This window comes from Sphingopyxis alaskensis RB2256 (genome assembly GCF_000013985.1).
In the GTDB taxonomy this organism is placed as follows: Bacteria; Pseudomonadota; Alphaproteobacteria; order Sphingomonadales; family Sphingomonadaceae; genus Sphingopyxis; species Sphingopyxis alaskensis.
On record NC_008048.1, the window covers coordinates 2,704,382 to 2,727,933 of the forward strand.

At 63.6% G+C, this 23,552-nt stretch carries 18 protein-coding genes; 14 read left to right on the plus strand and 4 right to left on the minus strand.

Features of this window, described 5'->3' with window-relative positions; translation table 11 throughout:
* Window positions 1-219: 219 nt before the first annotated feature.
* From SALA_RS17190 to SALA_RS13075, 4 genes are read left to right on the plus strand one after another with little or no spacing between them, the layout of a single operon-like run.
* A complete protein-coding gene (locus SALA_RS17190; protein ID WP_153802705.1) occupies window positions 220-555 on the plus strand; it encodes a hypothetical protein in 336 nt (111 codons plus the stop codon).
* A gap of 59 nt (window positions 556-614) precedes the next feature.
* On the plus strand, window positions 615-1,916 hold the full coding sequence (locus SALA_RS13065) for a TolC family protein (RefSeq protein WP_011542838.1): 1,302 nt from the start codon (window positions 615-617) through the stop codon (window positions 1,914-1,916).
* A gap of 2 nt (window positions 1,917-1,918) precedes the next feature.
* The gene (locus tag SALA_RS13070) at window positions 1,919-3,088 is read left to right on the plus strand and encodes an efflux RND transporter periplasmic adaptor subunit (protein ID WP_011542839.1); all 1,170 of its coding nucleotides are present in this window, start codon (window positions 1,919-1,921) and stop codon (window positions 3,086-3,088) included.
* Between the two features lies 1 nt (window position 3,089).
* On the plus strand, window positions 3,090-6,326 hold the full coding sequence (locus SALA_RS13075) for an efflux RND transporter permease subunit (RefSeq protein ID WP_011542840.1): 3,237 nt from the start codon (window positions 3,090-3,092) through the stop codon (window positions 6,324-6,326).
* A 1,175-nt stretch (window positions 6,327-7,501) separates the two neighbouring features.
* Here SALA_RS13075 and SALA_RS13085 read toward each other — a convergent pair.
* Both SALA_RS13085 and SALA_RS13090 read right to left on the minus strand, forming a co-directional pair.
* Window positions 7,502-8,245: an HAD-IIB family hydrolase gene (locus tag SALA_RS13085; protein WP_011542842.1), complete on the minus strand. Its 744-nt coding sequence runs from the start codon at window positions 8,243-8,245 to the stop codon at window positions 7,502-7,504.
* Window positions 8,246-8,290: 45 nt separating this feature from the next.
* Complete coding sequence (locus SALA_RS13090; protein WP_011542843.1) at window positions 8,291-8,716, minus strand: MerR family transcriptional regulator; 426 nt, start codon at window positions 8,714-8,716, stop codon at window positions 8,291-8,293.
* Window positions 8,717-8,783: 67 nt separating this feature from the next.
* Between SALA_RS13090 and SALA_RS13095 the strand changes: the two genes are divergently transcribed.
* Window positions 8,784-9,434 (plus strand): cation transporter, encoded by a 651-nt coding sequence (locus SALA_RS13095; RefSeq protein WP_011542844.1) that lies wholly within the window; start codon window positions 8,784-8,786, stop codon window positions 9,432-9,434.
* A 165-nt stretch (window positions 9,435-9,599) separates the two neighbouring features.
* Here SALA_RS13095 and SALA_RS16930 read toward each other — a convergent pair whose 3' ends face one another.
* Complete coding sequence (locus SALA_RS16930; RefSeq protein ID WP_011542845.1) at window positions 9,600-10,403, minus strand: universal stress protein; 804 nt, start codon at window positions 10,401-10,403, stop codon at window positions 9,600-9,602.
* A gap of 243 nt (window positions 10,404-10,646) precedes the next feature.
* Complete coding sequence (locus tag SALA_RS13105; RefSeq protein WP_011542846.1) at window positions 10,647-11,273, minus strand: cation diffusion facilitator family transporter; 627 nt, start codon at window positions 11,271-11,273, stop codon at window positions 10,647-10,649.
* Between the two features lie 748 nt (window positions 11,274-12,021).
* Here SALA_RS13105 and SALA_RS17195 point away from each other — a divergent pair.
* The 9 genes from SALA_RS17195 (at window position 12,022) to SALA_RS13140 (ending at window position 23,416) form a co-directional block, all read left to right on the plus strand.
* Window positions 12,022-12,357 (plus strand): hypothetical protein, encoded by a 336-nt coding sequence (locus SALA_RS17195; protein ID WP_011542847.1) that lies wholly within the window; start codon window positions 12,022-12,024, stop codon window positions 12,355-12,357.
* 87 nt (window positions 12,358-12,444) lie between these two features.
* Entirely contained in the window at window positions 12,445-13,728 is a 1,284-nt protein-coding gene (locus SALA_RS13110; protein WP_202795306.1) for a TolC family protein, read from the plus strand.
* Entirely contained in the window at window positions 13,725-13,883 is a 159-nt protein-coding gene (locus SALA_RS17200) for a hypothetical protein (protein WP_153802707.1), read from the plus strand. The genes SALA_RS13110 and SALA_RS17200 overlap by 4 nt, the downstream gene beginning before the upstream one ends.
* Window positions 13,880-15,037: an efflux RND transporter periplasmic adaptor subunit gene (locus SALA_RS13115; protein ID WP_011542849.1), complete on the plus strand. Its 1,158-nt coding sequence runs from the start codon at window positions 13,880-13,882 to the stop codon at window positions 15,035-15,037. Before SALA_RS17200 ends, SALA_RS13115 begins: the two co-directional genes overlap by 4 nt.
* A gap of 3 nt (window positions 15,038-15,040) precedes the next feature.
* Window positions 15,041-18,286, plus strand: a complete 3,246-nt coding sequence (locus SALA_RS13120) for an efflux RND transporter permease subunit (RefSeq protein ID WP_011542850.1) — start codon at window positions 15,041-15,043, stop codon at window positions 18,284-18,286.
* Between the two features lie 11 nt (window positions 18,287-18,297).
* Complete coding sequence (locus SALA_RS13125; protein ID WP_011542851.1) at window positions 18,298-18,642, plus strand: DUF190 domain-containing protein; 345 nt, start codon at window positions 18,298-18,300, stop codon at window positions 18,640-18,642.
* A gap of 132 nt (window positions 18,643-18,774) precedes the next feature.
* Window positions 18,775-19,242, plus strand: a complete 468-nt coding sequence (locus tag SALA_RS13130; protein ID WP_011542852.1) for an SRPBCC domain-containing protein — start codon at window positions 18,775-18,777, stop codon at window positions 19,240-19,242.
* 191 nt (window positions 19,243-19,433) lie between these two features.
* Window positions 19,434-21,926, plus strand: coding sequence for a heavy metal translocating P-type ATPase (locus tag SALA_RS13135; protein ID WP_011542853.1), 2,493 nt, complete (start codon window positions 19,434-19,436; stop codon window positions 21,924-21,926).
* Entirely contained in the window at window positions 21,923-23,416 is a 1,494-nt protein-coding gene (locus SALA_RS13140; protein ID WP_011542854.1) for a TolC family outer membrane protein, read from the plus strand. Before SALA_RS13135 ends, SALA_RS13140 begins: the two co-directional genes overlap by 4 nt.
* The last annotated feature ends 136 nt before the right edge of the window (window positions 23,417-23,552 follow it).

The window sequence follows — 23,552 nt, forward strand, 5'->3', positions numbered from 1 at the left end:
CTTTTCCAGTAGACAAAACTGGCGGCGACCCTCTCCACATCTATGTTGCAGAATGACTATTCTGACCTTGGCGAAATCATGCGCAATATTGGCAGGATTCGATGTCCGCGTTCGACAACTAGCCGTCGACTAATAAATGCATGATACACCAGCACATCAAGCCAAAATCAGCAAATGAATCCTTTTCTGAATTGGTTGGCGTGCTATAGGGCGCCCGCCATGGGACGCTTCCTCGCCTTGATCCTGACGTGCCTCGTCTCGCTGTCGCTGACCGCGGGCACTGCTGCGCGCGCGGCCGAGCCCATCAGATGCGTGGGTTCAGATGCTGCGGCACACCTCGGCTATACCGATGACGTTCGCGATCAAGTTCCGTCTGAAGATGACAAGGCGGCAGCGCACCATCACGGCAGCTGCCAGGGTGAACAAGTAGGCGAGCCCGAGAAGGAAGGATTCGCCACCCAAGCGCATCTGCGCACAGCGCCGCCCTTGCTTCCGAATGCGCAGGCTCGCGTCTCGAGCGCGCCCGATCCAACTCACCGACCTCCAAAGGCATGACGATTCCAGCCTAGTCCCATCCGTGGGACTCCCCCGGAATTATCAGGAGTCTTTCGATCATGCACCGATTGCTCGCGGCCCTGCTGGCCGCGACCGCTTGCGCGACCATCGCGCAGGCCCAAACCTCGTCGCCGGTTGATACCGGGGCCGCTCAGCCACAAAGCACGTCGCCCGCCCTAATGGGCCCGGCTTTCACGGTCGATCGCGCACTCGAGCTTGCCGGCGTCGTCTCGCCAGCGCTCGAAGCCGCCTCGGCGGACATTCGCGCTGCCGAAGCGGGACGGCGCGTCGCGGGGCTCCGGCCCAATCCCAGCGTCACGGTCGAAGCTGAAAACGTCGCTGGTTCCGGCCCGTACCGTGGCACGCAGAGCCTGGAAGCGACCACATCGCTTACGCTGCCGATCGAACTCGGCGGCAAGCGATCGGCTCGGATCGCCGTCGCGGACGCTCGAACCGACCGGGCCACCATACAGGCCACGATCGCACAAGCCGATCTCCGGCTGAACGTCATTCGCGCCTACGCGGAGGCCGCCTCGGCGGAACGTCGGCTCATCACCGCCCACGATCAGGCCCGTATCGCAAATGAAACCCTGCGCGCCGCGCAGGTCCGCGTGCAGGCGGGCCGCGCGTCGCCGATCGAAGCTGAGCGAGCGAACGTAGCACGGGTCAATGCCGACGCTGCGCTAACGCGGGAAGAACGGGCTGTCGAAGTCGCGCGGTTCACCCTGTCGCGTATTATAGGCCAACCCATCGCGGGGCCGCTCGACACGGACTGGTTCTCCCGCGTGCCCGCGACCTATGGCCCCCTCCGGCCAATCGACAGCACGGGCACGCTCATGATGGCGGCGGCCAATGCCGACTTCGCTATCGCCGACGCCGGCGTGCGCCTCGCGCGCTCGCAGCGCGTGCCCGACCTGACGCTTGGGGCCGGCGCGCGCCGGCTCGAGCAGACCAATGACACGGCGGCGATTTTCAGCCTGTCGATCCCGATCCCGATGTTCAACAACGGCCGGGCCGCGTTGAGCCAAGCTACCGCCGAACGGCAGAGCGCGGACGCGCGGCGACGCCTCACGGCGCTCGATGTGGATCAGGCCATTGCACGCGCGCAAGCCGATGCCGCCAACGCCGCCACAAATGCGGCGGCGGCCAGTGGACCCGCGCTCGCGGCGGCCGAAGAAGCCGCCCGCATCGCCCGCATCGGCTATCGGGAGGGCAAGTTCAGCCAGCTCGATCTACTCGATGCCGAACGCACGCTAGCCGGAACGCGAGCGGCGGCGATCGACGCTCTGCTCTCCTACCACATCGCCCAGGCGCAGCTTGAGCGGCTTACCGCCCGCGCGCCGGTCACACAGGGGGAATGACAATGAAGACCCGTTACATAGCGGCCTTGCCGCTGACATTCGCCGCACTCCTTATGGTTGGATGTTCCGGCGGCGATCAACCCGCCGACAATGCGCAGAACGCCGCTACGGCCGAAAAAGGCGCCGCGCCCGAGGCGGGCGGCCATGCCGAAGAAGAAGGCGAGATCGAACTTAGCGCGGATCAGATTCGCAAAGCTGGCATCGAAATGGTGCGCGTTATCCGCAGCGGCGGCGGCGCGCTCACGCTGCCGGCGACGATCGAAGGCGACCCCCAAGGGATGCAGGTTGTGTCCGCCGCGATCGGCGGGCGTGTCGTGTCGCTAACGCGCAATCTCGGCCAGTTGGTCGGGCGCGGGCAAACTCTGGCGATCATCGAAAGCCGCGAGGCGGCGACGCTCAACGCGGAGATCGAGGCGGCGCGGGCAAGGCTGGCGCTCGCCGAAAGCAACCTTCGCCGCGAACAGCGCTTGTTCAACGAGCGCGTCTCACCGGAACAGGATCTGATCGCCGCGCGCACCGCAGCGACCGAAGCGCGAATCGCCCTGCGCCTCGCACAGCAACAGGTGTCAGCCGCCGGCGGCGGTGGCGGCGCGCTCAATCGCATCGCGATCAATGCTCCCCTTTCGGGCCAGGTCGTCGCGCGCAGCGTGACCCTGGGCCAGACCGTCGCCGCCGACGCCGAACTGTTCCGCGTCGCCAATCTTGGACGGGTCGCGGTTACGCTGGCACTTTCGCCGGCCGACGCCGGCAAAGTGCTGCCCGGCTCGCAAATCGAAGTCGTCGCGGGCGATCGGCGATCGGTTGCGCGCGTCGATTTCGTGTCGCCCATTCTCGATGAAGCCACGCGCCTCGCCACGGTCATCGCGGTCATCGACAACCGCGCCGGCCAATGGCGCGTCGGTGAGCCGGTCACGACCTCAATCCAGCTTCCCGGCAGCGGCTCAGCCGCGCTGCTCGTGCCGCAAAGTGCGGTTCAGACGGTCGAGGGCCGCTCCACCGTGTTCGTCCGCACCGAACACGGCTTCAAGGCCACGCCTGTCACGCTCGGGAGCCCCAACGGGGACAATGTGGTCGTGACGTCGGGGCTCAAGGGCGATGAACAGCTCGCCGGGCCGAACAGCTTCACCCTCAAGGCCGAGCTTGGAAAAGGCGAAGCGGAGCACGGGCACTGACATGATCGACCGTATCGTCACATTTTCCGTCGAGCGCCGCTGGTTCGTCCTGCTCATGACGCTCATCGCCGCGGTCATCGGAGGCTGGGCGATCTCGCGCCTGCCGATCGACGCCGTTCCCGACATCACCAACAACCAGGTGCAGGTGAACATCACCGCGCCCGCCCTCTCGCCCGAGCTGGTCGAGAAGCAAATCGCCTTCCCGATCGAAACCGCTCTCGCGGGCGTTCCTGGCCTCGAATATACCCGTTCACTGAGCCGCAACGGGTTCGCTCAGGTCACGGCTGTCTTCACGGATTCGACCGACATATATTTTGCGCGCCAGCAAGTGGCGGAGCGGCTGCGTGTCGCCGAAGAAAGCCTGCCTGACGGGGCGGTCCCGACGATGGGGCCGATCGCGACGGGCCTCGGCGAAGTCTATATGTGGACGGTCCATTTCCAGCACCGCAAGGAAGATACCCATAGGCCGGGCGAGCCCGGTATGCAGCCTGACGGCAGCTACATCACGCCAGAGGGCGACCGGCTTGTCAGCGAGGCCGATCAGGCGACCTATCTTCGGACCGCACAGGACTGGATTGTCGCGCCGCTCCTGAAAAACACGCCGGGCCTTGCCGGCGTCGACTCGATCGGCGGCTATGTGAAGCAGTTTCAGGTGATCCCCGACGTCCAGCGGCTTGCTGCACTTGGGCTGAACCTGACCGATCTCGCCCGCGCTCTCGAAGAGAATAACGTGGGCGTCGGCGCGGGCGTGGTCGATCGCGGCGGCGAGGGTCTTGCTGTGCGCTCCGACGCGCGCATTCGCAATGTCGGCGAGCTGGCCAGCACTGTCATCGCGACCCGCGAAGGCACGCCGATCCGGCTCGACCAGGTGGCGCAAGTCCGCCTCGGACAAGCGATCCGCTACGGCTCCGCGTCGGAGAACGGCAAAGAGGTCGTCGTCGGCACCGCCATCATGCGGATCGGTGAAAACAGCCGCACCGTTGCCTCGGCGGTCGCGGAGCGGCTTGATGAAATCAACGCCTCGCTGCCAGCCGACGTCGTGATTCAGCCGGTGCTAGACCGCACCGCGCTTGTAAACTCCACTATCAAGACGGTAGCAAAGAACCTCACCGAAGGCGCGCTGCTCGTCATCGTCGTGCTGTTCGTGTTGCTTGGCAATTTCCGGGCAGCGCTGATCGCGGCGCTGGTAATTCCGATCACCATGGCAATGACTAGCTTCGGCATGTTGCGCGGCGGCGTCTCGGCCAATCTGATGAGCCTCGGCGCGCTGGACTTCGGCCTGATCGTCGACGGCGCGGTCATCATCGTCGAGAATGCGCTGCGACGCATCGCTGAGCGGCAACATCATTACGGCCGCACCCTCGCACTCGACGAGCGGCTGTCGGTCGTAGCTCATGCCGCCCGCGAAATGATCCGCCCGTCCGTGTTCGGGCAGGCGATCATCATCCTCGTCTATGTGCCCTTGCTCACGCTCACTGGCGTCGAGGGCAAGACCTTCACGCCGATGGCGCTGACGGTCATTATGGCGCTCGTCTTTGCCTTCATCCTGTCGCTGACCTTCGTGCCGGCCGTGCTCGCGATCTGGCTGTCGAAGCCGGTCGAAGAGAAGGAAGGGCGGATCATGACCTGGCTCAAGCACAAGTACGAGCCGGGCCTTGACCGCGCGATGAAGCGACCAACGCTCACAATGGGCGTGGGTATCGGCGCCTTCCTTGCCGCCATCCTGACCTTCTCGTTCCTGGGCCAAGAGTTCTTGCCCCAGCTTGATGAAGGCGACCTGACCGCCCAGGTGCTCCGCGTACCGGGAACGTCAATCGATCAGAGTCAGGCAATGCAGTCGCGGATCGAGCGGGAACTCGGCAAGCTGCCCGAGGTGCGGTTCGTTTTCTCAAAGACCGGCACGGCGGAACTTGCCGCCGATCCCATGCCCCCCAACATCTCCGACACCTTCATCATCATTAAGCCGCGCGATGAGTGGCCGGACTCGGGGCTCAGCAAGGCCGGCTTGGTGGCGAAAGTCGAGAAGACGCTTGAAAGTCTGCCGGGCGGCGCCTTCGAGATCACCCAGCCCATCCAGATGCGCTTCAACGAGCTGATCGCCGGCGTGAGGGGCGACATCGCGGTCAAGGTGTTCGGCGACGACACAGACGCGATGAACGCGACGGCCAACGCCATCGCGGCTGTCCTGCGCAAGACGGAAGGTGCCGTCGATGTTCGGGTGGAACAGACCGAAGGCCTGCCGATGCTTGACATTCGGCCGCGCCGCGACATCATGTCGAGGCTCGGCATCACCGCGCAGACCGTGCAGGACACCATCTCAGCCGCGATCGGCGGACGGGACGCCGGCATGATCTTCGAAGGAGATCGGCGCTTCGCCATCACCATCCGCCTGTCGGATGTGGCGCGCGCCAATCTGCAAACTCTCGGCCAGGTGCCGGTGCCGCTGCCGAATGGCGGGTTCGTGCCGCTGCAAAGCGTCGCCGACATTGGCGTGACCGATGGCCCCAACCAGATCAGCCGCGAAAATGGCAAGCGGCGGGTCGTCGTGCAGGCGAACGTGCGCGGTCGTGACGTGGCGGGCGTGGTTGCGGACGCGCAGGCCGCTATCGCGAGCGAGGTGCGTCTCTCCACCGGGCAATATCTCGATTGGGGCGGCCAGTTCGAGAACCTGCAATCGGCGAGCGAGCGGCTGATGCTCGTGGTTCCGGCCTGTTTCGCGCTCATCATCCTTCTGCTCTACGGGGCCTTGGGAAGCATGCGCGATGCAGCGATCGTCTTCACCGGCGTGCCGTTGGCGCTGGTGGGCGGCGTGCTTGCCTTGTTCCTGCGGGGCATGCCCTTCTCGATCTCCGCGGCGGTCGGCTTCATTGCCCTGTCCGGCATTGCGGTCTTGAATGGACTCGTCATGGTCACATCGATTCAGGAGCTGATGGCCCGAGGCATGGAGCGCGCGAAAGCCGCCCGTGAAGGCGCCATGATGCGTTTGCGCCCCGTGGTCATGACGGCGCTGGTCGCGTCACTCGGATTCGTGCCGATGGCGATCGCCTCGGGTGCTGGCGCCGAAGTTCAAAAGCCGCTGGCGACGGTGGTCATCGGGGGGCTCATCTCGGCGACCCTGCTGACGCTGTTCCTGCTGCCGACGCTCTACGCGCGCTACGGGCGCAGGGAGACGGATATTCCGCCGCCGGACAAGCGGTCCGACCCGGGATTGTCCAATCTCGTCAAGGCTTCCCTGTGAGTTTCTGGTGGCCGCCCTATCGGCAGCAGACATCCTGGTAAGAGGCGGACGGCTTTGCCGTCCGCCGCATCAGACACCAGCGAAAAGGCAACCTGACCACGGAGGAAAACACCCTTTCTATATAACCTCCTTTGACGCTTTCACACGTGCCGATGATTCGCGCTATTTGCCCTCGGCGAGCGCGGCATATGGCGGAAATGCCAGAGATGGAGAACTTCCACCGCTTTGCAATGTAGTCTGTGGCGGGTCGCCTTGGGGTGGGCAAAGGTATGGCGGTATTCTCGCGCCAAGTCGACGGGCGCCACCCGGCGACCGGACTGCAGGACGCTGAGAATCTCTGGTTGCTCACACCTCGGATCTGGCGACCTGGAACGGCGGGACACGCATTCTTGCTCTAGCGCCCGTTCAGGCTTCGCCCAGTTCGGTAAACGCGGCTCACTGATCGATATCGAGGAGAGCTGGCTTCACCCACGGGGTCGATGTAGCCCGCAACTATGTATCGCCGCCCTACTCGACAGCAAAGATCCGATCAGGGTGCTCGGACGCCTCGCGAGGCCGTTGATCGAACAGCGCGCGGGAGATCGCGACGACCATGGTCCAAATGTCGTTTACAGTTACGGAGGATCGCTGCGTGGCCGAATGCTGCTGCCTACGGGGACGCCGACAACTGTTTGCGGTGTGCCAATGTCCAGCTCGACGCGCCGGACTCGGCGATGCGAAGGGGCAGTTTCACTGTTCCTAACGTGCACTCGGCGTTCAAAAGCAATTTTTCATATAAGCTTCGGCCCTTTTTCATATAAGCTTCGGCCCTTCCAGAGGGGCGGCATTCAAAACGAGAACGCGATGCGCAAGATCATATGGACCGGCCTGGCCGCGTTGACGATCGCGGTTCCGACGTCGGCGATGGCCCAACATCACGATGACGGATATCGTGGCGGTTACGGTGACGAGGTCTTGGACGACCGCGGCCATGGATATCGGGAGCCGGAGCCCTATTACCGCCATTCGGACCGTTACGCCTATGCTTATCCGGCGTATCCGGCACACCGATACGAGCGGCCTTACCGGTATGATAGTCACCGATATGACCGTCACGATCGGCCGCGCCACCACCGCGAACGACATCATCGTTCGCGCCGGCATCATTGATGCAGATTTCGGGGAATGCGGGGCGGTCAGGCGAGGCAAGCGACGATTGCCGCAATTACGCTAAGGGTTTCTTGCGGATCGCGAACGGAAATCGTATCGAGACCCAACTGCTCGGCGGGATAGTCGTTTCCGCCCGGGAAGATGGCGTCGCCCACGAACAGCATCGCATCGAGTGGAATGCCGCTTTCGCGGCTCAGGCGTTTGAGGCCATAGGCCTTGTCTACGCCCTTTCGGGTGATGTCGATCGACGTGGTCCCGCCCAGCTTGATCGAAAAGTTCGGCAGGCGTTGACTTAGCTCGGCCTGGATTGCCTTGCGCTTGGCAAAGTCTGGATCCCATTGCTCCTTGGCGTCCAGGGGCGCCTGCTGTCCCAGCGCGGAGAAGGTTATCTGACTCCCACGATCCTCGATCCGCTCGCCCCAACTCCGCTCCGCCTGGAAGCCGGTTGCTTTCAGCGCCGCATCGAAGGCGTCGAGAATTGCCTTCTTTTCCTCGTTGCTGAAAAGCTCGGCGTAAGCCCGCCGCCACGCCCCGTCATAACGATAGAGCTTGGTTCCGGTGGTCGGCAGTAGCCACAACTTGCCACGATCCGCTCTTGCAGGGAGTCGGCTTGCAACCTGCTTGTCGAATTGCGGCCAATCCCCGCCCGAGATAATCGCGACCTCGGCGACGGCCAGCAGGTCTGCGAGTGCTTGTCTCATCCGTTCGTCCAGCGGTTGCTTGCTTTCGGCAAGTGTGCCGTCAAGATCGAAGGCAATCAGAGCCTTCATGACCACAGCTCCAATATGGCGATCGGGGTATCTCGTCCGCCGTGCTCAAATATCGGGCGGCCGCCTTCCTGCGATCGGAGCAAGCGCCTCCAATATGCGGCACTGACCGATCGTGCCGCCTTCGCATGACGCGACCAGCGCGGCGATCTCTCGGCGCAGAACGGCAAGATCGGCAAGCTTACGATCGATTTCCCCAAGATGTGTCGAGGCAATTGCGTCGATCGTTGCACAATCGCGGGATTCATCGCCCGCCAGCGACAACAGCGCCCGGACCTGATCGATAGAAAAGCCCAGATCGCGCGTCCGGCGAATGAAGGAAAGACGCGCAACGTCATTCTCGCCATAAGCACGATAGTTGCCTCGGGTCCGCTTCGGCAGCGCGAGCAGACCGATCTTCTCGTAATATCGGACAGTTTCGACTTTGGTTCCCGTTCGCCGTCCGAGTTCTCCGATCGTGAGTGCCGCAGTCATCCCCTTGACCTTGTAGCTGCTTCAGGGTGCATATGGGAAGCCGAATCGAAAGAATCGAGGAGGCAATATGGCTGGATGCGATGACTGTTGCGCGGCGACCAATGCATCTAACGACCGTCGCTGGCGCCGCGCCTTATGGATCGCGCTTGGGATCAACGCCGGCATGTTCGCGGGCGAGATGGTGGCCGGCCTTGCCGCAAACTCGCAGGCGCTGCAGGCCGACGCGCTCGATTTCTTCGGCGACGCCGCCAATTATGCGATCAGCCTCGGGGTTGCCGGCATGGCACTCGTCTGGCGTGCTCGCGCTGCGCTCGTCAAGGGTGCGACTCTCGGGCTTCTCGGCCTTTACGTGCTGGTTACAACTATTTGGGCAGTGTGGAGCGGAGCTCTGCCTGAGGCCGAATGGATGGGTGGCGTCGGTCTTCTGGCGCTCGTCGCCAATGGCGCAGTGGCTTTGATGCTATACCGCTTTCGGGCGGGCGACGCCAATATGCGCTCGGTCTGGATCTGCTCGCGCAATGACGCGATTGGCAATCTCGCCGTCGTCCTCGCTGCCGCCGGCGTGTTCGGCACCGGCACCGCTTGGCCCGATTTGATCGTCGCGGGAATCATGGCGGCGCTGGGCATCAGCGGCGGCGTCCAAATCGTGCGACAGGCCAGAGCCGAACTCGGCCGCTCTCGGACCGTGACAATGCAACAAGGCAGGCAGCTCATGTGAATAGCGGCTCAAATTGAGAAAAGCGTTGGGCGCCGATCGGCACCCGGAAGACGATAGGCGGGCTTTGGTCAGACGCACACGTTCACCGGGACGAGCAAGGAAACTCCGAAAGCGCGCTCAAGTCGTAGCTGCAAGATAAAAGCCACTCGATTGCGGATTCTGACCTCAATGTGCCAGGAACCAGGACATTTCCCTGCTTTTCAGAATTTCTCTGGTGACGCCGCCGAGGATCCGTTCGACGGTCGGGCCGTGGCTATAGACACCGGCGACTATGAGGTTCGCACCCTCGCGTTCCGCGTAATCCAGCAGCTCCGCACACACATCTTCTCGAGAACGAGGGAGATGCCTATGGTCGGCTTTCACTTGGTGATGACGCAGATGCCGCGCCACTGCCTCAAGCCTCTCGGCGGACACCTCGTCCCCGACACCGACAACCGCCACGCTCTTGGCGCGTTCAAGCAGTGGGAGCGCATCATGCAACGCGCGACGGGCCTGTGAACAGTCCTTCCATGCTATCAGCACATTTGGGAAGCCGCCGTTTGCGGCCTGTCGCCCAAGGCGCAGAACCGGAGTACCTGAGCGACGCGCGAGATCGGCTGGATCCGACAGGACACAGGCGTCAGCCTCTGACGAACTTGTGATCAGCAGATCGGCGGTCAGGAGATGGTCGCGCATGGCTCCGGTGGGTTCATTGATGCCTGAGCACCACTCGACCTCTTCCGGGCTTGCTGCAAACACCTCCTCGAATGCACTCCGGGCAGCAGACAAAGCATCTTCCATTGCTCGGGTCTGCTCCTGAACGGACAAAGCGTTGGGAGCCAGCGCCTGCGTCATCGACAGATGGGGCCAGGCGTAGGAAACCACCGAAAGGTTTGCGCCGAACTCTCGGGCCATGGCGCGAGACTGATCAAGTGTTTGGTAAATGTCGCTGCGAGGGCATGCATCGACAACGATGTCGCGATAGGTCATGGTACAACTCTTATTCCTCAAAATTGCGCACCCAGCCTGAACCTGCTTAACTGATCGCACTCTGCCTTGGGATACCTTGCGCAACGGGAGGCAGAGCCAATTCAGCCGGATTATGCCGGGGACCATCTCGGCTCGCATCGATAAGGCGTCGATAGCAGCTGCCCCGACCACCGACGGCGGCTTGAATGCGCTTTGTCGAGCTAGGCTCGCCATAATCCTGTCGGGAGCAGCTGCCCCGGATGGTCAAGCCTGCTTACTACCATGCACCGTCCCTTCCTCGTCATGGACGTCCATATGCGCGTCGCGCAGAATTTCGATGCCTCCATAGAGGGCGATGCCGGCAACCGCGACGCCGACGATAAGGTCCGGCCAGTTCGTGCCGGTGAGCATCACAACGATTCCCGCGAGGAGAACTCCACCGTTGGACACGAAATCGTTGAAGCTGAAGGTCGTTGCTGCACGCAGGTTCACATCCTTGTCCTTAAGCCTGCTGAGCAGATGGAGTGAGAGAAGGTTCACTCCGCCGGCGATGGCGGCCATCCCCATCATCGTGATACCACCAGGCTCGGAGCCTTGGAGGAACCGGCGGACAGCATCGACAATCACCCCGCCTGCGAAGATCAGAAGCGCGACTCCCGAAAAGCGCGCAGCGCCGCGCTTCCACTGGCGCGAGCGGGTGAACGCGAGCAGGCTCAGTGCATAAACGATTGCGTCCGAGGAGTTGTCTACTCCGTTGGCGAACAGTGCATTGGAGTCCGCCACATAGCCAGTGGCGAAGAAGCCCGCGGCAATTGCTACGTTCAGCCAAAGAACGATCCACAACGTCCGCCGCTTGTCGGCGGCGCTAGGATCAACGTCCAGCTCGCCCATAAGGCGATCTCCCGAGGTCCGCGATCTCGTCTGTCTCCGCCACCTTTACCATAGCGCGCTCCAAACCTATTGCTTCACGTAACCTGCTGCAGTTCACCTAGTTCCTCCGGCCTGACATTCCAGCCGACGCGAGTCCGCCATCGTGGCGCCGACCTCGCTCGGTCTCATTGAGGTGAACCGCCCGGCGCGCGATTGCACGCAGGACGAACCAAGTGGCATCGGCCGGCGTGAAGAAGTCGGATGAAAGCGATCACCTTTTGAGTTTTGGACTCAGCGGATCCCCCAGTCTGGATTCCGTCACCACCAATCCAGAAAGGCGACGCGCGCTTGCCATCAGAACCGGTGGCGTCCTAGCGGGCTGCGCAACACTACAAATAGCAAGGCCGTCATCGATACGCCGATAGGCGATCGACCGAGCGGCCGACGAATCCGCATTACAGAACGAGGGGCAGGTTTACTCGAGATAGGTGACGATCCGAGACGTCTCTACGGCTGGCTAAGTGCGCTTTTCTACCATACATGCAGTCGCAGATCGTTTTGCAATATGACTCGATTGTTATCATTGCCTCTCGCCCTGACGTAAACAGACAATTAAATGTAAATTCTTTATAAGAAACCCCTGTGAGCGGCTATGATGCAAGGTATAACATAACCTTGCAGCCTGTAACATCTGCCCACCGGCCGAATTAATCCGGCGCCGGATTTATCCTCTTCCCTTTCAACTCGAGAGAGGCTAGACGATCGAGCGATGAAAGGGTGGCTCTCCATAGTTCTCAGTCTGTTCCTCGCCTTCGGCGTGACGGCGGGAGCGATGGCGCATGCGGCTGAGCCGGGCGTGGGCAAGAGCGAAATTGCATCGATAGACGCATGCGGGGGCTTTTCGAAGAAGAGCGACGACAGCCAATCCGATCCTTCGAAGATGTCGGTGAAATTTCACGGCTGTCACGGCCATCACATCGGAATTCCGGTGGCGTCCGCACCCGAAATCGAGCGCATAGCTCCCGTCCGATTCGTGCCGCTACGAAACCGTGCAGGTCTTGCTCCCCCGACCCATTCCGACACTTTCCGGCCTCCGATCGCCTGACAGCTGAAGTTTCGCCTGGCCAAGCCGGGCGTGCGCCTTCGGTTTGTCAGGAGTTCTTCGTACATGCATCCTATGTTTGCGCCCGCCATGGCTGCGGCGCTCGTGGCTATATCGGTCACGCCCGCTGCGGCGCAGGTGGACAATCGGCCAGTTGCCGGCCCTATGGCACCATCGGCGCCGCCCGAGGTCCGCACCGGGCCCTTACCCGCGGTGCTAACACTCCCTCAGGCGCTTGAGGAAGCCGAAGCCCGCTCTCCAGCTCTGGTCGCGGCTCGCGCCGATGTCGAAGCCGCGCGCGGGCGTCTGCGCCAGGCACGCTTCCGGTACAATCCGACCCTAAATGTCGAGGTCGAAAATTTTGCCGGAACGGGTCCCTATTCGGGCTTCAACGGCACCGAAACGACGGTCTCGGTCAATCAGAGGCTCGACATCGGCGGCAGGCGAAGAGCGCGGATGACGCTTGCCGAGGCCGAACTTGCTGCACAGGAATACCGCTTCGCGATCGCCCGTGCCGAACTTGGCCGACAAGTCCGCGATCTCTTCGCATTCGGTATAGCCGCGCGCGACAACCTGGCGCTTGCGCGGGAAAATGAGGGGCGCGCGCGCGAGCTATCGCGGATTGCGCGCGAACTTGTCGACGCGGGGAAGGAGCCTCCTCTGCGGGGGATGCGAGCCGACGCGGCGCTTGCCCAGGCGACAGCGGCGCTTCGGGCGGCCGAGGCTGATGAAGTGAATGCTCGTCGCTCGCTCGCGGCGCTCTTCGGCGTAGACACACCGCCGGCCGAGCTGAGCGGTAGCGACCTGCTGGCACCGCCCCGGAACGTCGATGCAATGGCGACGCTCGACGTTCGACTTGCCGAAGCCGAGCGGGTCATTGCTGATGCGCAATTGCGCCAGGCCCGCGCGGAGGGTCGACTCGATCCGTCCGTCGGCGTGGGAGTGCGCCAGTTGCGCGAAACCGGAGACCGGGCGCTGATTGCCAGCCTTTCGGTGCCGCTGCCGGTTTTCGATCGCAACCAAGGCAACATCGCGGCGGCGCGGTCAGAAATTCAGTCGGCCGAAGCGCGGCGCAACCGTGTTCTCGCCAACACGCAGGCGGAAATCGCCAACGCGCGCGCGGCATTGGCAGCCGCCGAGGCACGCGTCATAGCGCTTGAAGGCAGCGGCATTGGGCAGGCGCGCGAAGCATTGCGGCTTGCGCAGCTATCGTATCGGGCCGGCAAATCCTCATTGATCGAGCTGCTCGATGCTCAGCAGGCTTATGCTTCGACCCAGGCTGAGCTCATCGCGGCGCGACGGGCGCGGGCCGAAGCTCAGGCCACGCTGGCGCGCCAGGCTGCGGCGGCGAGCGATGTGGATATGGGACAATGAGCCGGTTTGTCTCGATGGACGGCAACCTCAAGTTGCGCGCCGCGCCCGACGCAACGGTCGGCGCGATAGCGCTTTCCTCAGCCTTTGCCTCACGGTCCGCAGCGGCGCGCAAGCTGCTGCAGCCAGCCCACACGATATTCGGAGATGTTGAATGATCACACAGGACAAACGCCTTCTTGGCGGCGTGGCTGGCGCGGTGCTGCTCGCGGCCGTCGGCGGCTTCTCGGTTGCCCGCTGCACCGCAGATCCGGCTGCCGAGACCCGAAATGCCGATAAGGCAGAAGAAGCGGAAGCTCACACTGATAACCTTGCGATCACTGCCGATGCGATCCGTGCAGCAGAGATCGCCGTAGAAGCGGTGCGGGCTGGCGGGCTCGGATCCGAAATCCTCGCGCAGGGCACGGTCACCGCGACACCGGCGGGTGAAGCGATCGTCACGGCCCGCGCCGGCGGCGCCGTCACGCGCGTTCTCAAGCGCCTGGGCGATCCGGTACGTGCCGGAGAGACGCTGGCCATCGTGCAAAGCCGAGACGCCGCCCAGATCGCCGCGGACCGAACGGCAGCCGAGGCGCGCTCGGTTCTGGCCCAGCGCACACTAGCTCGGGAGCGCCATCTCTACGAGCAGAAGGTCACCGCCCGTGCCGATTATGAGCAGGCGCAGGCAGAGGCCGCAGCCGCTACGGCCGAAGCGCGAAGAGCCCAGGTTGCGGCCAGTGCTGCGAACGTCACACGCGATGGCAGCGGTGCGATCGTGGCCAGCCCGATCTCCGGGCGGGTGACGGCGGAAAGCGTCAGCCTTGGCGCGTTCGTGCAACCGGAGACGGAGTTGTTCCGCATTGCGGACCCGTCCAAAGTACAGGTCGAGGCTGCCGTCGGTCCAATTGACGCACAGCGGCTTGCTCCCGGCGACCGGGCCATCGTCGAGCTGCCCGATGGCCGAACTCTAGACGCTCGTGTGCGTGCCGTTACGCCTGGTCTCGGCGGCGAGACCCGTTCGGCCACGGCTGTGCTCGATGTCCAGGCAAGTCTGCAGCCTGGGCTTGCCGTACGCGTCCGGCTGCTGCCGAGCCGTGGTGAAGTGTCGGATGCAATCGTCATATCGGAGGATGCGCTTCAATCCCTCGAAGGACGAGATATTGTTTTCGTGCGAACCAATCAGGGCTTCCGCGCGCAAAAGGTGACAATCGGCCGCCGCAGCGCCGGCCGCGTCGAGATTATCTCAGGCCTGAAGGCAGGCGAGATGATCGCAACCCAAAATGCATTCCTGCTCAAGGCCGAGCTCGGCAAGGGCGCGGGCGAGGAGGAATAAACCGTGATTGCAAGTCTCATTGCGCTCGCCGTCCGCGCACGCTGGGCGATCCTGTTCATCTTCCTCGCGGTCGCCGGCCTCGGCATCTGGCAGCTGACGAAGCTTCCGATTGACGCGGTGCCGGACATCACCAGCAACCAGGTGCAGATCAACACGGTCGATCCCCGCCTGTCGCCGGTCGAGATCGAAAAGCTTGTCACTTACCCGGTTGAAATTTCCCTCGCCGGCATTCCCGGGCTCGAGACGACACGATCCCTATCGCGCAATGGGTTCAGCCAGGTCACCGCCATATTTTCGGAGTCCACCGATCTGTATTTTGCGCGGCAGCAGGTTGGCGAAAGGCTGAGGCAGGCCACCGAGAACCTGCCTGACGGCGTGCAGCCGCAGATCGGGCCGGTGACGACCGGTCTCGGCGAGATCGTCATGTATACGGTCGGTTACGCCAATCCCGACGGCAAGGGCGCGAAGAAGGTCGCCGGACAGCCCGGTTGGCAGCCCGATGGCAGCTATCTCACTCCGGAAGGCGACCTGCTCACCGACGAGGTTGCAAAGGCCGGCTACCTGCGAACCGTGCAGGACTGGATCGTCAGCCCGCAGTTGAAGGCGGTGCCGGGCGTCGCGGGTGTCGACTCGATCGGTGGTTACGCGAAAACCTTCGTCGTCGAACCCGATCCGACCAAGCTGACCAGCTTCGGAATTTCCTACAGCGAGCTCGGCGAGGCGCTGGAAAAGGCCAATCTTGCCGTTGGCGCCAACTTTTTCAACCGCGGCGGCGAAGCATACCTTGTCCGCGTCGATGCACGGGCGCGTTCCGTCGACGAGATCCGCAATGCGGTCGCAGCCACGCGCGGCGGCGTTCCGATCACCGTCGGCCAGATCGCCAACGTCAAGATCGGCGGCGATCTGCGCACGGGCGCGGGCAGCATGAACGGCAAGGAGGCGGTGATCGGCACTGTCCTCATGCTCATCAACGAGAACAGCCGTATCGTCGCGCAGGATGTTTCGGCCAAGCTCGATCAGGTTTCGAAAACGCTGCCGCCGGGCATCGAAGTCAAGGTCGTGCTTGACCGCGCCAAGCTGGTCAATGCGACGGTGGGGACGGTCGAACGCAACCTGACCGAGGGTGCGCTGCTGGTCGCGGCTTCGCTGTTTCTGCTGCTCGGCAACTGGCGCGCGGCCATTATTGCTACCCTCGTCATCCCGTTTTCGTTCCTCATGATGGCGATGGGGATGAACGCGTTTCGCGTGCCGGGCAATCTGATGAGCCTTGGCGCATTGGACTTCGGCCTGATCGTCGATGGCGCCGTCATCATTATCGAGAACTGTCTGGCGCGACTGGCGCATCGTCAGGAGCACGAAGGACGGCTGCTGACGCTTCGAGAACGTCTCGAAGAGACGATGCATGCCTCGCAGGAGATGATCAAACCGACCGTGTTCGGCCAGGTGATCATCCTCCTCTCTTTCGCACCGCTTCTGATGTTCACGGGGGTCGAGGGCAAGACCTTCTCGCCCATGGCGATCACCATCATGCTGGCGCTTGTCTCCGCGTTCATCCTCTCGATTACGCTGGTGCCCGCGCTGGTGGCGCTCCTCATTCGCGGGCGTGTTGCCGAGAAGGAGGTGTGGCTGATCCGCAAGAGCAAGGATCGGTATCTGCCGCTGCTCGACAAGGCGCTCGCGCGGCCGCGGCCGTTCATTCTCGGCGGTTTCGCCTTCTTCCTGGCGGCAGGACCGGCGTTTGCCCTTCTCGGCTCGGAATTCATTCCTCAGCTTGACGAAAAGAACCTGGCGCTCGCCTCGACACGCGTGCCCTCGGTGAGCCTCGAACAGTCCCTGGCGATGCAGCGCAAGGTCGAGGAAGCGGTGGCGAAGCTTCCTGAAGTGGAGCTCATGTTCTCCAAGACCGGCACCGCCGAGGTCGCCACCGACCCGATGCCGCAGAACGTTTCCGACGGCTTCGTCATCCTGAAGCCGCAGGACCAATGGCCGGCAGGCGTCGAGACCAAGGCTGACGTGATCGAGCGCATCGAAAAGGCCGCCGGCGGCCAGCTTGGTCAGCTCTACGAGGTCAGCCAGCCCATCGAGCTGCGCTTCAACGAGCTGATCTCCGGCGTGCGCGGCGACGTTGCGATCAAGCTCTATGGCGATGATCTCGACAAGATGTCGCAGACCGCCAACGAGATGGTGCGGGTGCTGCAGGCAATTCCCGGCGCGAGCAGCGTGAAGGCCGACCAGGTCGGCGGCGCGCCGGTGCTCGACGTGAAGCTCGACCGGGCGATGATCGCGCGTTACGGGCTGACCGTCCAGGAGGTCGCCGATACGGTCGCCGCGGCACTGGGCGGGCGAGAATCGGGACTGCTCTACGAAGGCGATCGGCGCTTCGACATCACGGTGCGCGTGCCGGATGCAACCCGGGTCAATCTTGACGACATCCGCTCGCTCCCGGTGCTCCTGCCCGAAGAACCCGGAGAGATCCGCCGCCAGGTTCCGCTCGCGCAAGTGGCGCAGATCCGGTTCACCGAAGGACTCAATGAAATAAGACGCGAGAACGGCAAGCGCCGCGTCGTCGTCCAGTTGAACCTGGAAGGGCGCGATGCAGGCTCGTTCGTCCAGGAAGCGCAGGCGAAGATCGCGCAGGTGAAGCTGCCTGCCGGCTACTATCTGGAATGGGGCGGGCAGTTCGAGAATCTGCAGGCCGCGTCGCAGCGGTTGTCGATCGTCGTGCCTTTGTGCTTCGTGGGCATTTTCGTGCTCCTCTATATGGCCTTGGGAGGGTTCGGCCGGGCGGCTGCGGTCTTCCTGGCGGTGCCGCTCGGATTGGCCGGCGGCGTGTTCACGCTCGCACTGACCGGCATCAACTTTTCCGTCTCGGCGGCGGTGGGGTTCATCGTGCTGGCGGGCGTCGCGGTGCTGAACGGCCTCGTCGTGATGACTGCGATCCGCGAACGCATCGAGCAAGGGCTGCCGCTTGCCGAGGCCATCCGCGACGGGATGGCCGAGAAAATGCGGGCCGTCATAATGACCGGCTTTGTCCCGGCAATCGGCTTCGTGCCGATGGCGCTTGCCCATGGAACCGGCGCTGAAGTCCAGAAGCCGCTCGCCACCACGGTGATCGGTGGCCTCATCGCCGCAACGATCCTGACCCTTCTGGTCCTGCCGGCGATCGCGAAAGTTGTGCTCGGTGCAACCGAAGGAAGGCGCCGCAAGCGCGAAGAACAAGTCGAGCCGACCACACCCGAGCCGGCGTGAAGGAGAAGATCATGACTGAGCCAATCAAGCTGCTGCGGATCTACACCGACGAGGGCGCCTATCTTGGCGATCGCCGGGTGTTCGAAGTCATTTCATCCCGGGCGAGGGACGCGGGCCTGGCCGGCGTCACGGTGCTGGAGGCGCGGTTGGGGTTCGGCCGCTCGGCGCACATGCACCGGCGCCATGTCTTCGAAAACGACCGGGCGCTCCTCATTGAGATCGTCGACGAGGAAACGAAGCTGAGAAGCTTCGCTTTTGCGCTCGACGACATCCCCGACATCGGACTGATGACACTGGAGCCGGTGGAAATTCTTGGCGGGAAGGCCAAGCAGGGACTGCCGGGTACAAATCCGTGACCGGCATCGGCTCCCCACCCCAATCGCACGAACCTGCAAGCCTCGCGCATCGAAGGCGGCACTGCCTTCGAGCGTCTGACATGGCGGCCGGCGCAACACGGGCGGCTTCCAGCTCTCGTGGGATGACCAGCAATGTTTACGGTAGAGAACTCGATTTCATTGTCTGCACCTTTGGCGCGGGTGTGGCGGGTGCTGGTCGACGTCGACCGCTATCGCGACTGGCGTCCGAGCGTCGGGCTCGAGAGCGACCCGGCCGATCCGAAAAGGCTCCTTTACACCTATTGGCGACCGGGCTGGGCGGACCCTGTCATTTCGGCCGACGCGAGGGTCGTTCGCCTCGAACGGCCCTGCCGCTTCGCCTGGCGCGTGGGCATCAAAGGGCTGCTCCAGATCGAGGAAGGGTTCTATCTGGAGAAGTCGCCGGAAGGTACCCGACTTACGCACCGACTGTCCTGTTGGGGCATCGGCTCGTGGTTAGGCTTTGTCATGAGGCCGTTCTTGCGGCGTCGGCTGGTCAGGACCGGGGGTTCGCTGGCGCGTCATCTACGGCGCGGCACGGTGATATCGCGCTACACCCAGCGAAATGCCCGCCCCCTATAAGCGCTGACTCCTGCTCCCGAACATCTCGGGATCAGACGAGTGGTTCGCTTGGCGAAGACCGATCCGGGCCTTTTTGTTTGCGCCGAGGTCGGCGACATGAGGTGCGGGCGTTCGACGCGCCCGCACCTCACCATCAGCGAGAACCAACAACGGCACCCTCGGGGCGGGCCTGATGGGCGAGGAGAGCGGCGATGAAAGATAAAGTGCGCCTCGATATTCCGCTTCTGCTCCCGGAAATCGAAGATGAGGCCGACCGCTGCATCGGCAGGCTCACCATGGAATTGCAAGGCCGAACGGGCATCCAGGAAGCGCACGTCGTCGCCGGCCACGACGACACACCCGCCCAACTCTGCATTCATTATGATCCGGACATCGTACCGCTTGAGCGCGTGCGCGAGATCGCCAAAGGCGCCGGCGCAGCACTCACCGAAAAATATCAGCATATCCACTGGTCCGTCGACGGGCTGAGCCACGCCCGCAAGGCGCGCACGGTTGCCGATCGGCTTCGAAACCTGCCGGGGGTCGTCGAAGCCGAGGCCAGTGCGGCTGGGGCCATCAGTGTCGAATTCAGCAGATCCGAGGCGACCGAAGACGATCTTCGCAAAGCCCTGGCAGATATGGGCGTCCGGCAGCGGCCGGAACCAGCCCTGGCTTCGCAACTGCCCGCGAAGAAAGCTCATGCGGATGAGCGTGACGACCACGACCACGGCGAAGGGGAGCATGAGCATGCGCATGGCGGAATCTTCGGCGCCAATACCGAGCTGATCTTCGCGCTGATTTGCGGCGGAGCGCTCGCAACCGGGTTTGCGATCGAGAAGCTGACGGCGGCACCAGCTTGGATTCCCCTCGCTTGCTATCTCGCTGCCTACGTGTTCGGCGGATGGTTCACACTTCGCGAAGCGATCGAGAATCTCCGGCTGAAGCGTTTCGAGATCGACACGCTGATGCTTGTCGCAGCAGCCGGGGCAGCTGCCCTCGGCGCCTGGGCCGAGGGGGCGCTTCTTCTGTTTCTGTTCAGCCTCGGACATGCGCTCGAGCACTATGCCATGGGCCGGGCAAAACGCGCAATCGAGGCCTTGGCCGAGCTGGCTCCACGCACCGCCGTGGTTCGACGCGGTGACGGGACTCTGAGCGAAGTTGCTGTCGAAGAGCTGGTCATTGGCGATATTGTCATCGTGAAGCCCAATGAGCGCCTGGCGGCGGACGGGTTCGTCGTCGTTGGACGATCCAGCGTCAATCAGGCGCCCGTAACCGGCGAAAGTGTCCCCGTCGACAAGGAGCCAGTCCCGGACCGGGCGCAAGCAGCAGCTCAGCCTGACAAGGTGTCTGCGCAGCACCGCGTCTTCGCCGGCACCATCAACGGGCCGGGAGCGATCGAAATCGCCGTGACGCGCCTTGCTGCCGACACCACGCTGGCCAAAGTGGTCAAGATGGTGAGCGAAGCCGAGACGCAGAAATCGCCAACCCAGCGCTTCACCGACCGTTTCGAGCGCGTGTTCGTGCCCTCCGTCCTCGCACTGGTGGTCGTTCTGCTGTTCGCCGGGGTCGTCATCGACGAGCCGTTCCGCGACAGCTTCTACCGCGCGATGGCCGTACTTGTTGCTGCCAGCCCCTGCGCACTCGCCATCGCCACGCCCAGCGCGGTACTGTCGGGTGTGGCCCGCGCCGCGCGCGGCGGCGTGTTGATCAAGGGCGGCGGACCGCTTGAGACGTTGGGCGCGCTGAATGCGCTGGCGTTCGACAAGACCGGCACGCTCACCGAGGGGCGTCCTCGGATCACCGACGTGGTGCCGGCGGCCGGCGTGGACAACGCCAAGCTCATGACGATTGCGGTGGCCGTCGAAAGGCTCAGCGATCACCCGCTTGCTGAAGCCATTGCACGCGACGGTGAGCAATTCCTCGACGGCCAGCCGGTGCCGGCGGCAGCCGATCTCATCAGCCTCACGGGCCGCGGGGTGCAGGCGCGGGTCGATGGCGAGAAGGTGCTGATCGGCAAAGCCGAGATGTTCGGTCAGGGTGGCTTCGCGCCGCTTTCCGCGGAAACGGCGCAGACGATCGAGCGCCTGCGCGGCCAGGGGCGCACGACCATGGCCGTGCGCCTTGGTGAGCGCGATCTTGGTGCGATCGGTCTCATGGACACGCCGCGTGCGGCCGCAAAAGACGCGATCGCTCGCCTCAAGGCGCTTGGCATCCAGCGCATGGTCATGATGTCCGGCGACAATCAGCGGGTGGCCACGGCGGTCGCCGCCGAAGTCGGCATCGACGAAGCCTGGGGTGACCTGATGCCCGAGGACAAGGTCGAGGCGATCAAGAAGCTTCGCGCCGAGATGCCCGTCGCGATGGTTGGGGACGGTGTCAATGATGCGCCCGCGATCGCTAATGCGACCGTGGGCATCGCCATGGGCGCGGCAGGATCCGACGTCGCGCTCGAAACCGCCGATGTCGCGCTGATGGCCGACGATCTCGCGCATCTGCCGTTCGCCGTGGGCCTCAGCCGCAGCACCCGCTGGATCATCCGGCAGAACCTGGTCGTCAGCCTGGGGGTGGTCGCCCTGCTGGTGCCGGCGACGATACTGGGCCTCGGGATAGGTCCGGCGGTCGTGGCTCACGAAGGCTCGACGCTGCTCGTGGTTTTCAATGCGCTTCGGCTGCTGGCCTATCGGGACAACGGGGGTGCCCAATGAGCAATCGCTTCCCGACATGGATCTTTGCCGTACTGCCCTTGCTCGCGAGCAGCGCCGCCCATGGCGAGACCTTGCGGCAGGCATTGATCTATGCCTATCGCACCAACCCGAGCCTGACGGCGGCAAGGGCAGGCCTCCGGGCGACCGATGAAGGCGTGCCCATCGCCAAGGCCGCCGGACGCCCGACACTGAGCGCGACCGCTGACTATCAGGAATTTGTTGTGCGATCCGCCAACAGTTTCTCCGCTCCCTTGCGGGCGGCTAATGCAAACGCGAACCTGTCGTTTCCCCTCTACCAGGGCGGCCGCGTCAAGAATTCGATTCGCGCCGCCGATGCCCGCGTGGAATCCGGGCGGGCGAATTTGCGCTTCACGGAAGCCGATGTCTTCACGGCCATCGTCTCGGTCTACATGGATGTCATGCGTGACGACGCGATCGTCGGACTCAACCGCCAGAACGTCGCCGTCCTCGAGACGAACCTCCAGGCTTCACGAGACCGCTTCGAAGTGGGAGACCTGACCCGTACCGATGTCGCCCAGTCCGAGGCGCGTCTCGCAGTGGCGCGAGGGCAGCTGGAGACGGCGCTGGCGCAGCTCGACACCAGCCTTGAGAATTATCTCCGCTTCGTCGGTTTGCCGGCGCGCGATCTCGAGCAGCCGCCGGCGTTGCCAGGCCTACCCAAGTCGCCCGCCGAGGCTGTGGCGATTGCCATCGAGAACAACCCTCAGCTCCTCGCAGCCAAGGCCGATGCGAGAGCCGCACGCTACGACGTCCGCGTGGCGGGCGCATCGCGCCTGCCTACGCTCTCGGTGGTGGGCAATGGCGGCTATAACAATTATCTGGGCACGCTCACCAGCACTCTTCCGGGGCGCGTGTTCCAGCAGGCGCAGACCACGGCGACGGTCGGACTATCCGCAACGATCCCGCTTTACCAGGGCGGCCTCCCTGCGGCGCAAGTGCGACGCGCCACCGCGATCGAGAGCCAGGCGCTCGAGCAGATCATATTCATCGAGCGCCGCGTCGTCGCGGAAGCGCGCGCCGCCTATTCGCGCTATCAGGCGACCCAGGCCGTGATCCAATCATCGAAAGCGGCGATCGCGGCAAATGAGCTGGCCCTCGAAGGTGTACGGGCCGAGAACAGCGTTGGCACACGCAATGTCCTCGACGTGCTCAACGCCGAACAGGAGCTTCTCAACAGCCGCGTGCAGCTCGTGACCGCCGAGCGCGACGCCTATGTCGCAGGCTTCACGCTTCTCGCGGCAATGGGCCGAGCCGAAGCGCGCGATCTCAACCTCTTTGGCGGCACGTTGTTTGAGCCGGGCTTCAGCCGCAAGGCGCCGTCCGGCCGCCTGCCCTCCGAAATGGATTTCGATTCTGCTCCTGACAGCAACATCGAATTTGTCCCGGCGACACCAGTTCAATTCCTCGAAGGGGGTATGCGGCCGGCGCCACGGGAGCCGCTCGCATCCAATACGGGAGCCAGACCATGAAGAATTCTGCCTCGTCCATCACGGCTCGGCCTGAGACGCGATTGGGGGAATGCACGAGTGCTGTCAAACAGCTCAAGGTCTCTCTGAAGACAGTCACTCGGATCCTTGTTCGCTGGATCATGCCGATGATGCTGCA